The 8,899-nt window shown below is 66.4% G+C and carries 7 protein-coding genes; 2 read left to right on the top strand and 5 right to left on the bottom strand.

Annotated features, from left to right (window positions below; genetic code table 11):
• Nucleotides 1-28: 28 nt before the first annotated feature.
• Together AX690_RS17235 and mhpT are read right to left on the bottom strand one after the other, a co-directional pair.
• Entirely contained in the window at nucleotides 29-2,320 is a 2,292-nt protein-coding gene (locus AX690_RS17235) for a TonB-dependent receptor (RefSeq protein WP_066685488.1), read from the bottom strand.
• Nucleotides 2,321-2,570: 250 nt separating this feature from the next.
• Entirely contained in the window at nucleotides 2,571-3,794 is a 1,224-nt protein-coding gene (gene mhpT / locus AX690_RS17240) for a 3-(3-hydroxy-phenyl)propionate transporter MhpT (RefSeq protein WP_066685487.1), read from the bottom strand.
• A gap of 70 nt (nucleotides 3,795-3,864) precedes the next feature.
• Here mhpT and AX690_RS17245 point away from each other — a divergent pair, with 70 nt between their 5' ends.
• Both AX690_RS17245 and AX690_RS17250 read left to right on the top strand, forming a co-directional pair.
• Nucleotides 3,865-4,407 carry a MarR family winged helix-turn-helix transcriptional regulator gene (locus tag AX690_RS17245; protein ID WP_231732231.1) on the top strand — a complete coding sequence of 181 codons (543 nt, stop codon included), beginning with the start codon at nucleotides 3,865-3,867 and terminating at the stop codon, nucleotides 4,405-4,407.
• A 133-nt stretch (nucleotides 4,408-4,540) separates the two neighbouring features.
• Entirely contained in the window at nucleotides 4,541-5,956 is a 1,416-nt protein-coding gene (locus AX690_RS17250; protein WP_066685485.1) for an MFS transporter, read from the top strand.
• Nucleotides 5,957-5,959: 3 nt separating this feature from the next.
• Here the strand turns inward: AX690_RS17250 and AX690_RS17255 are convergent, their stop codons facing one another.
• The 3 genes from AX690_RS17255 to AX690_RS17265 all read right to left on the bottom strand — a co-directional run.
• Nucleotides 5,960-6,460: a MarR family winged helix-turn-helix transcriptional regulator gene (locus AX690_RS17255; protein WP_066685483.1), complete on the bottom strand. Its 501-nt coding sequence runs from the start codon at nucleotides 6,458-6,460 to the stop codon at nucleotides 5,960-5,962.
• A 64-nt stretch (nucleotides 6,461-6,524) separates the two neighbouring features.
• Nucleotides 6,525-7,655, bottom strand: a complete 1,131-nt coding sequence (locus AX690_RS17260) for a CapA family protein (RefSeq protein WP_066685481.1) — start codon at nucleotides 7,653-7,655, stop codon at nucleotides 6,525-6,527.
• A partial coding sequence (locus AX690_RS17265) for a CocE/NonD family hydrolase (protein ID WP_066730501.1) occupies nucleotides 7,655-8,899 on the bottom strand: 1,245 nt, incomplete at its 5' end. The genes AX690_RS17260 and AX690_RS17265, both read right to left, overlap by 1 nt.

An 8,899-nucleotide genomic window follows, 5' to 3' on the forward strand; every position in this document is an offset into this window, starting at 1 on the left:
AGCGCTCGGGCAAGGCGTTGAGGCGGGTTTAGAACTTCCGGCTAAGGCTGAGACCCCATTCACGGGGACGGCCATAGCTGGCTTCCTTCAGGCCAAAGCCGCTGGAGGCGTTGCCGGACACCATGTAGCGCTCATCGGACAGGTTCGAGCCGAACAGCGCGATCTGCCAGAGTTGATCAGGCGAGGCATAGGCCAGACGCGCGCCGAACAGGTCGTAGGCCGGTTGGGTCAGGTCGGGGTCGTTGGCCACGTCGTTATAGACCGTGCTGTAGTGGGTCCAGTCGACGCGAGCGGTCACCCGACCTCCGTTCGACAGGTCGTGGCCGTATTCGACGCCGCCGTTCAGCGTCCACTTGGGCGCTTTCACGAAGTGCGTCGCCAGGGTGATTGGCAGCACCTGGCCCGCCGCCAGGCCGTTGCCGACCTCGGTATATTTGGCGTCCATGTAGCCGCCGCCGAAGTTGAAGCTCCAGTGGGTCGTCGGTCGGGCCTGCAACTCGACCTCGACGCCCTTGACCTCGCCGGCCGCCGCGTTGGCGACGAAGTTGCGCGGCGTCTGATTCACCGTCACCTGGATGTCCTGATAGTCGCTGAAATAGCCGGCGACGTTCAGGATCAGGCGGCGATCCAGCCAGGCGGTCTTGGCGCCGGCCTCGTAGGTGACCAGCGTTTCTGGCTGGTACTCGGTGACTTCAGAAGCATCGTTGAGGGGGCGGGCGTTGAGGCCGCCGCTCTTGAAGCCCTTGCCGACCGACGCATACAGCAGGATGTCGGGGGTGGCCTTGTATTCCAGGCCGACTTTCGGCGTGAACGAGTTCCACGATCCGCTGCGCGACAACTGGGCGATCACGCCGCCGTCGCGGATGCGGCGGTGGTCCAGGACATAGTCCTTTTCATCGCGGTTATAGCGCGCGCCCAGCGTGGCGCTGAGGCGGTCGGTCAGGGTCAGGCTGCCCTGGGCGAAAGCCGCGTAAGTGGTGCTGGTCACCTTGGTGTAGACCGCCGCCGACGGACTATAGGGCGGCGGAGAGGCGCCAGGGGCCAGGCCCAGCGCCAGCTTGGCGAAGCCAGAGTCGGTGCCGCGTTCGCGGAAGGCGTAGACGCCGGTGACCCAGGTCAGACGGTTGTCAAACGACTGGCCGCTGAGCTGGAATTCCTGGCTGTATTGCGCCTGGACGTCGTGGTTGAAGGTCTCGCGGAAGGTGAAGGGGGTGTTGTCCCCATCGCGCGCGAAGGTCGCTTTCAGACCGCGGATCGCGCTGATGCTCTTGAACGACACCGCGCCCAGATCCCAGTCCACGGTGGCCGAAGCACCCCACAGGTCCAGGTCGTTGATGTTCGGACCTGTGCCATAGGTCGTGTACGGATCGTTGGTCAGGAACGAGGTGTTGAGCGTCTTGGAGCCGTTCGGCGCGGTGATGCCGAGGCCTGGCGCGACATAGGTGTTGAAGTTGGCGATGAACGGTCCCGCCACGAAGCCGGGAACCGAGCCGATCACTAGAAGCTTCTGCGGCGCGGAGTGTTCGCGGGCGCGCGTATAGTCGGCGGACAGATTGACCGTGACCGCGTCCGAGGCTTCCCAGCGCAGCTGAGCCCGGGCGGCGGTGGCGTTGCGGTCACCCAGGTCGTCGCCGGTCAGGAGACGCTTGCCATAGCCGTCGCGGGTCAGGCGGGCGGCCGAGAGGCGGGCGGACAGCTTGTCGCTGAGCGGGATGTCGACATGGCCCTTGAGGTCGCGACGGTTCAGGCTGCCGACGACGCCCTCGATCTTGCCTCCGAGCACATCCTTCGGCTGGTCGGTGGTGATGATCACCGCGCCGCCGATGGTGTTCTTGCCGAACAGGGTGCCTTGTGGGCCGCGCAGCACTTCGATCCGACTGACATCGAAGGCGTCCAGCGTGCCGCCGATCGAGCGGGCGTAATAGACGCCGTCCACATAGACGCCGACCCCGGGGTCGCTGAAGATCGCGAAGTCGTTCTGGCCGACGCCCCGGATGAAGACCGTTGCGTTGTAATTGCCGCCGCTGAGCGCCGCGGCGCCGTCGAAGCGGATGCTGGGCGCGAACTTGGCGATCTGGTCGACGCTTTCGACGCCGCGGCTCTGCAGGGCCTCTCCGCCAAGCGCCGTGACGGCGACGGGCGTGTCCTGCAGGCGTTCCTCGCGGCGGCGAGCCGTCACGACGACTTCTTCGATCTGGGCTGTTTGGGTGTCGGTGTTCTGAGCGACGGACGGTGTCGCGATCGCCTGAACACCGGCCACCGCGCAAGCCATCAGTCCCCCGGCGCGCAGGCGGCCGGAGATAGTCCCAATCCTGGGCATAGGTTTTCCTCCCGGTACGTCGATGATCATCCAGCGCGAGCGCTCGTGATCGTTCTGATTGTTATGCGTACTAACTATTTCAGAGCATGATTGTATGCCGCGTGCAACCGCCTCTCGCGGCGTTCTGAAAATCGAAGAACAATGTTGCGTGAAGGCCGCGCCTCGCGAGCCTCAGGGGCATGCGGAGGCGCGCGCGCGCTCGTGCTAAGCGCGCGCGTCCCCGCATCCCAAGAACCAGGAATGGCTGGATTTAGTCGTCGCTTGGCGTGGTGCGCCCGCTCAGCCACAGACAGGCGACGCCGCCGGCCGCGAGGATCGGCAGAAGCGCCAGGAGAACCTGACTGGGTGGGCGTCCCGCGCCGATCAGCGACGCCGCCAGCAAGGGACCAGCGGCCGAGCCCAGACGTCCCATGACGACGGCCGCGCCGACGCCGGTGCCCCGCAGGCGCATGGGATAAAAGCTCGGCGCCATGCCATAGACCGTGGACTGGACGCCCGAGATGGTGGCGCCGACCGCCGCGCCCACGACCAGGAAGATCGGGAGCGAGGCGGGGGCCCCGGCCGCGGCGGTGAGCGCGACGGCCGAGGCGCCGAAGACGGCGAGTATGGTCAGGGTTCGTCTGTTGGGATGATCCATCAGCCAGCCCGTCACTACGCTGCCAACCGCCCCGGCGAGGTTGAAAGCCATCTGCACCAGGCCCGCTTCGGGGCGGCTAAGACCCTTGCCGATGAGCAGCGACGGCAGCCAGCTCAGCAGGAGGTACATGATCAGCAGAGCCAGGAAGAACGCGATCCACAGCAGGAGCGTCGTCAGGCCGCGCCCGTCGCCGAACGCGGCTTCGGCGAAGCCTGCCTTCTGGACGGAAACATCGCCAGCCGCGCCAAGGGGCTTCGGCGGATTGGGCAACAGGGGAATGGCCAAGACCAGGGCGAGCAGGGGACCAGCGCCGCCGACATGGAAGATCACCCGCCAATCCGAAGGATCGGCGCCGGCGAGACTGACCAGGCTGGCGATCGCGCCGCCAAAGGGCAGACCCGCATAAAGAAAGCCGACGGCCCGGCTGCGCAGGCGAGGCTCGACGCTCTCGGCGACGATCGCGATCAGGTTCGGCAGGGCGCCGCCCAGGCCTACGCCGGTCAGGAAGCGGGCGAGCAGAAGGCTGTTGAGGTCGTTCGCAAGGCCGGTCGCGATCGACAGCAGGCCAAACACGGCCACGGAGAAGAGCAGGGTGGTTTTCCGCCCCAGTCGATCTGAGAGACGGCCTCCGATGGCGGCGCCGAGCATCAAACCGAACGTGCTGACGCTGAAGAACCATCCGAGGGCGTCAGGCGAGAGCCCCAGGTCCGGCGCCAAGCGAGGCGCGGCGACCCCCGCCGATTGCAGGTCAAAGCCTTCGAAGACCGCCAAAAGGCAACAGATGGCGACGGCGACCAGACTCGTGCGTCCGCGCGCCACGTCGTTTCCATCGATCATGGATCCTCCCCCTCTTCATCATCGCGCTCTGCGTCGCGTCTTTTTTGATATGTGTCATAACTATTATGGGATGTCGCTCCTATTCGCGACGATCGGCGCGAATCCGCTCGCCGTGCTACGAAACGAGCAAGGTGAGGAAGATGCGTTGATGGCTGACGCTGCGGAACTTAAGGCGACGACGGAGACAACCCCTTCGTTGGGCGGGTTGGAGACCACCGTGGGCTTCGTGCTCCGCCTGGCTCAGGTCGCGGTGTTCAAGGACCTGTTGGCGGCGCTAAAGCCCTTTGACCTGCGCGTCACGGATCTCTCGGTCTTGCTGGTCATCGAGGCCACGCCCGGTCTCCAGCAGCGTGCGATCGGCGACATGCTGCGCATCCAACGCCCGAACCTGGTCATCATTCTCGACCAACTGCAGGCCAGAGGGCTTGTTCGGCGCGATCCGGTTCCCGGTGATCGACGCTCCTACGCCCTCTCGATAACCCCCGAAGGCTCGGCGCTTCTGCAGGGTGCGAAAGCGGCGCATGCGGCGCACGACAAGAAGGTGCTGGCCGCGCTCGGCGATCTCAAGAAAGAGCAGATGCTGGCCGTGCTGGAACGGATCGCCGAGATTTAGCTCGGCCGCCGAGGCGAGCTCGCCCCAAGTCAGATTGACCTGCTGTCAAATGATTTGCGTAACAAACAATATGATGTAGAAACAAATAAGGCGCCCACCGAAGGCGCGGCGACCGCCGCCATGGAGGAAACTCATGTCTGACGCCGTACGCGGTGACGTCGATACGTCCCAGGCTGGCGCGACGAGCAAGATCGTCTGGCGACCTTATCACATCTATATCGTCGGGCTGCTGTTGCTGATCACCATCTGCAACTACCTCGACCGGATCGTGCTCAACGTTCTGCAAGAGCCCATCAAGCGCGAGTTGCGGCTCAGCGACTGGCAGCTGGGCTTGTTGAGCGGTCCCGCTTTCGCGCTGTTCTACTCGGTCGCCGGCATTCCTGTCGCCCGACTGGCCGAGCGGACCAACCGCGCCCGCCTGATGGCGGCGGTGGTCGCGGTCTGGTCGACGATGACGGCGCTTTGCGGCGTCGCCCAGGGCTTTGTCCAGCTGCTGCTGTTTCGCGTCGGCGTGGGCATGGGGGAGGGCGGCTGCCTTCCGGTCAGCCATTCTCTGCTGGCCGACAATTTCAGCATGCGCCAACGCGGCATGGTCATGTCGATCGTCAGCACCGCGCCGTCCTTCGCCACCATCCTGGCGCCGATCGTCGGCGGACTTATCGCCCAGCAGTGGGGGTGGCGCGCCGCGTTCCTGGTCGTGGGCCTGCCAGGCCTGCTTCTGGCGCTGCTGGCCTGGCTGACCCTTCGAGAGCCCCGCGATCGAACCCACACCGAGACCTTCGCGAAGGTCGAAGCGAAGTCCAACTCCACCTTCTTGGCGGACCTGGGCGTGCTGCTGCGCAACCCCGCTTTCGTGATGCTGGTGGTGGGCGGCGCCTTCATCGGCCTGGCCTATAACGGCGTCACGGTTTTCACCGTCTCGTTCATGATGCGGACGCATGGCCTGACCTTGTCCGATGCCGGCGGCGTCGTGGGCCTGGGAGGAATGCTCGGCCTCGCCGGAACCTTTCTGGGCGGCCTGGCGGCCGACAAGCTGGCCGACGCGCGCGGACGTTCCTACGTGCTGGTGCCAGCGGTCGGCGGCGTATTGACCTGCCTCTTCTATGGCTTGGCCTTCGCCCAGCAGAACTGGGTGCTGGGACTGCCGCTGCTGCTGGCCGCCTCTGTCGCCTACAACCTCAAGAATGGGCCGATGTACGCCGCGGTGCAGAACATCGTGCCCGGCACCATGCGAGCCACCGGCGCCGCCGTTTTCATGTTCGGCGCGACGGTGATCGGCGGCATGACCGGTCCGCTGCTGGCGGGCGGGGTCAGCGACAGCGTCGCCGGCCAAGCCTTCCCGGCCGCGCTCGGCGTGTTCCATGCCGCCTGTCCTGGCGGCCGCGCGGCCAAGGGCGCGGCCGCGGACGTCGCGCAGGCTTGCGCTCATGCGTCCGCCGCGGGCCTGCAAACCGCGCTGGTCGTGGTCTCTATGGGATTCCTGCTGGCGGCGATCTTTCTGGTGATCGGGGCTCGCTGGCTGAAAGCGAACGAGCCGGCGACCGCCTAAGGCCTATTGTTCGCTGTCGGCGAAGCAGCGCTTGTAAAGCTTGTCGAGCAGCGTGTGCAGGATCTGATGTTCCTGGTCGGTCAGGGCCGTCTTGATCGACGCCTCGTTGACGTGCGCCAGGGCGCGCATCTCCTCCAGAGCCTTCAGGCCGACCGGCGTGGCGAAGAGGAGGTGACGGCGCCGATCGGTCTGTGACCGCTGGCGCATCGTCCAGCCCAGGCGCTCCATATTGTCGAGGATGGCGACGATCGTCGCCTTGTCGAAACCGACCTCGCGCGCCAGCGTCTTTTGCGAAAGGCCTGGGTTCGCCGCGATGAGGGCCAGCGCCGAAAATGCGCCAGGGCGAATTTCCTCGCGGTCCAGGAGGGCGTTGAAGGCGCGCGACAGGTGATTTTGGATCCGACGGATCCGGAAGCCGACCAAGTCGTCGAGCACGCCAAGGGAAATCTCGCCTCGGGGTTCGTCGTCTTCAACGGTCGCGATGGGCTCGGCCTTGGCGGTCATCGGCGGTCTTTTTCTCCGGCGGCTGAAGGACTTCCTCGTCGATTTTGTCCGTCGCGGTCAATGGTCATGCGCTTTTGAAGACGACGCGGTCGCCTTCCCAGGCGAACTCAGTCTTGAGGCCGGCCTTATGGCTGATCGACGCGACATAATCAGCCACCGCGCGACCGCGCGCGTCGTCGCCGAGCGGCTCAGGCTGGCCTGTCGCCGTCATCCAGATAGGCCGGAAGCCAGGACTAATCGCACCGTCCGCATCGATGTGGCAGGCCGCGACCATGCCGTTCTTGGCTTCGGGATGGAAGGGATAAAGCGGGTAAGCTGGATCGGGTTCGAAGCCGAACAGCGCCTTGCGCTTCTCGGCCCACGCGCGGCGGACCGGATTGTCGTTGCCTTCCGCCGTCAGGGCTCGCGTAACGGTGACGAAGTTGCCCAGGCCGTGGAAGATCGGCTTGCCGCGCCAGACCTCGACGCCCCGCAGGATGTGGGCGTGGTGGCCGATGACGATGTCCGCGCCGGCTTCGATAGCCGCCCGCGACACGGCTTTCTCGTACATGGCGATATGAGCCGGAGTGTGGACCACGCCCTTGTGGAAGGCCACGACCAGAACGTCCACCCGATCGCGGATCGCGGCGATGTCGGCTTGCATGGCCTCGACCGTGTCCGGGTCGGCGAAGGTGTAGACCTTGGGCGGCCCGCCGGGGTTGGCGTTCTCGAGTTCGTAGTGGGTGATGATCTTCAGATAGGCACAGCCGGCGCGCTTTTGCCCCGCCCAGCCCTCCTTGGGGCCCACGCAGTTGTAGCTGAGCAGCCCCACGCGCACGCCGCGCCGCGCCGCCAGCGCTGGCCGTCGAGCCTGGTCCAGGTCGAGGCCGGCGCCGGCGCTGACAATCCCTTGAGCGGTAAGGTTGGCGATGGTGTCCTCGATGCCCTCGCCGCCACGATCGTGGATGTGGTTGCCGGCCAGGCTGACCATGTGGAAGCCCGCGCGACCGACGGCTTTCAAATTCTCCGGAGCGCTGGCGGGGGCGGGGATGTCGCCGACCGACTCCCGGCCTCGCGTGGTGTGCGGAACCTCGACATGGCCGATCAGCAGGTCGGCCTCCGCCAGCAGGGGGCGGGCCTTATCGAAGAAGAAGTCGGCGTTGGGCTCGTCCAGGACGAGGTCGCCGGTCATGTAGAGCTTGAATGGCGTGGTCATCACGGCGCGCTCCGCACCGGAAGGATGACGCTGGACGGCGTGTCGCCGCCGGTGTGCAGGGTCAAGGTGGGCGGCGGCGAGGTTTCGATCCGCGCGCGCTCGCGCGGCTCGGACCCGCTGACGGCGATCCGCACCCGGTGACCGGCCTTGAAGACGTAGGACACCGCCAGCATGTCGAACGACACCCGCACGGGCTCGCCGGCCTTCAGCGGCTGGTGGTCCTCGGTCCAGGCGCGGCGCCAGGGCGTGCCGATCGTGTCCCAGGGGGCGTTCACGACCTTGCGCAGCGAGGCGCGCTGCCGGCCCTCGCTGACCACCGTGACCGAGCCGTCCGGCGCGACGTCCTCCAGATAGGCGAACACCGGCTGCTCGGGCGCGGTCGAGGAGATCCAGAGGTCCGCCAGCGGCGAGCCGGTCATCTCGGTATCGGCTTTCAGCACCGGGCCGCTGTAGACGAAGCTGGCCTTGGCCGGATGGCAAGGCTGGGCGAACGGGCCCCAGTTGGGCTGCACCGGATCGGGCGGACAGGTGGGCGCATAGTCGACCGTGACGCTGGCGGCCGCCGCCTTGGTCGCGGGCTTGGCCTTCAGCGCGCCCGCGTCGAGGAACAGCGCGTCGCGCGCGTCGGGACGCGGCCAGCGGTCGGTCGAGCGCCACTCCTGGCCCTTCGGCGCGCCGATCGTGAAATAGTGGATGGGCGCGTCGGTCTCGATCCCCGTCGCCTCGCCCTTCAGATAGTGGTCGAAGAAGCGCAGCTGCTCGGCGCGAAGGTCGAAGCCGTTGCTCAGGCAGTGTCGCCAAGGGCCGATCACGATCCGCGCCTGGCCGGGCAGGTTGGCCTGGGCGATCAGGCCCTCTGTTCGGAAGTCGTCGTACCAGCCGCCCTGAATGTAGAGCGGAACGTTCGAGGCCTTCAACTGGCTGAGATAGGCGCCGATGCTGACTTCGCCCCAGAACTTGGCCATGACCAGCGGCGACCAGCTGTCGCGATAGGGCATGGACTTCATCAGCTCGAGCAGGTTGGTCGACTTCTGATGCTCCTCGGCCGCTTGGCGCAGCAGGACGCGGTCCTCGTCGCCCTGCACGGGCGTGGCCTTCATGTCGTCCTCGAGCGTGCGGGTCGGGCCGGTGCCGTACTGCGAGATGATCCCGCCGCGTGTGTGGCCGTCGTAGCGCTCCCAGGCGAAGCAGCCGGCGAAGGCGGCCTTCAGATGCGGCGGGCGCGCGATCATGGCGTGCATAAC

The organism is Caulobacter sp. CCH9-E1 (assembly GCF_001556515.1).
GTDB lineage: Bacteria > Pseudomonadota > Alphaproteobacteria > Caulobacterales > Caulobacteraceae > Caulobacter.